This window comes from Halorubrum sp. Atlit-26R (assembly GCF_003666015.1).
Taxonomy (GTDB): Archaea; Halobacteriota; Halobacteria; order Halobacteriales; family Haloferacaceae; genus Halorubrum.
Genome location: NZ_QPLT01000050.1, coordinates 1 through 1,618, shown reverse-complemented (window position 1 = coordinate 1,618; position 1,618 = coordinate 1). Strand labels below are relative to the sequence as shown.

General features: G+C 48.1%; 1 protein-coding gene and 1 pseudogene. One reads left to right on the top strand and one right to left on the bottom strand.

The window, feature by feature from the left end; genetic code table 11:
- A pseudogene (locus DVK07_RS19115) lies at positions 1-136 on the top strand (IS1595 family transposase); the annotation flags it as partial.
- Positions 137-203: 67 nt separating this feature from the next.
- Here DVK07_RS19115 and DVK07_RS19110 read toward each other — a convergent pair.
- Entirely contained in the window at positions 204-1,331 is a 1,128-nt protein-coding gene (locus DVK07_RS19110; RefSeq protein ID WP_121598471.1) for a GNAT family N-acetyltransferase, read from the bottom strand.
- Positions 1,332-1,618: the final 287 nt, after the last annotated feature.

The following is a 1,618-nucleotide window of genomic DNA, read 5'->3' as shown; positions in this document are numbered from 1 at the left end:
CGATAAATGAAGGCGAATACGTGGACGGCTAGGTACATGGGAATACATGTAAGAACTACATGGTCACTGATGGCGGTGGCTCTCGTCGCATCAGGGTGTCTCCAAAGACAGATTCACACCGTATCTCAGAGCGTTCTAACCCCGCCGAAATCTTTCCAAAAACCAAGGAAAGAAGTGCTGACGATCTACGCCACAAATGCGTACTACGTAACATCCCACGCGGCGAGGGGGAGGCTCCAATTTTCTATCGAGAACATATTTGTTTGGGCGATATTCTCTTTGGCGGAGTATAGTGGGAGAGCAACCAGCTTGGTTGGCGACGAAACTAGAGATAGCGGGAGCGATGTGTTAGCAATGAATCCGAATCGCTGTGCGACACTGTCGGGAATCGTTCCGCTGAACATCCGGATAATATCGGCGCTCTCATTGTTTTGAATCGCGGCGCGGAGAAGATGACCCCAACCACTCAAAGCACTAATCGTTTCTGGAGAGACTGCCGGCACCGCATCAACAATTGACAACATCGTCGCCTCTTCGAGAACCTCGGGTTTCGTGATGAGCAACGCAATCACGGTATCATTCTGCTTCAACCGGTAGATGATGTATTCGGTAGAGGGCCTCCCAAACCGCCAGTCGAAATATTCCTGACCACGGTGTAAATGTAGCCGCTCATTGTCAGGCGGTCTCCACTGAAGCCCAGAAGCCGGGATGTCACTCAATATTTCCACGTCTAGTTTCGACGAGTGAGGATATGAATCGTAAATATTTCGTTCAGATTTTAGAGGAATTTCATCCAGAACGGAGAAGAATGTCTCTGCTAGCGGCGTTGCGGTTCTTGTTAATATTCCTGCTCGCTCCGATGCAAACTGTTTAGCCCCAGCATGGAGGTTGTTGAAACGATACTGTATCTCAGCGTTCCCGACAATTTTCCACCCCATCTTCAAATTTCCTGGCAGGGATTTCTCGTTCGGGAAATTGAACATTAGTGACGGTTCTCGATCTCGGTAATACTCAACGGCGTTCAGTGTCATACGCTGGAAGAGCCCCTGGTGTCGATGATTCTGGTGAACCATCGTGTCACAAGGCTGTAATGCGAGGCCCGTCCAATTGTTATTCTCTAGTTCAAGCGCAAGGTGCGGCCTTGCGCCCACAACTTTCCCACTATAATTTTCCTCAGCAACAAAAATCGGATGCGTTTTAACGTAAGGGTTATTCAGATATTTCCACTCGAACACATCAGACGGCATTGAATTACCGAACACTGATCGGCAAAGTTCAAGGAAGCTTTCTATGTCGCTTTCTGAAAATCGGCGTATTGTGTAATCAGACATATTGGGCGGTGTGCAGGAAGGAATATATAATCTTGTGACAACACTTTGGGTTAATACACTTGAGTAATAGGGCAGCCCAGTTGTCTACAAAAGAATTAGAACGGCATGATTGTCGTGCCGTCGTCGACCTCCTGCCAGTCACCACTGCTTTTGAGATTTGTGGTACTCTTTAGGCAGGTCGCTCTTCGTCGGTACGATGGGTTGAGGTAAATCCACAGAAGGTGACGTGAAACGAGTGTATAGTCACGAATTCGACCCCTTCTAAGGTGATGGATTCGTCTCTATCG

Coding starts and splice junctions, on each gene's coding strand:
- DVK07_RS19110 (WP_121598471.1), bottom strand. CDS start 1,331: ATGTCTGATTACACAATACGCCGATTTTCAGAAAGCGACATAGAAAGC.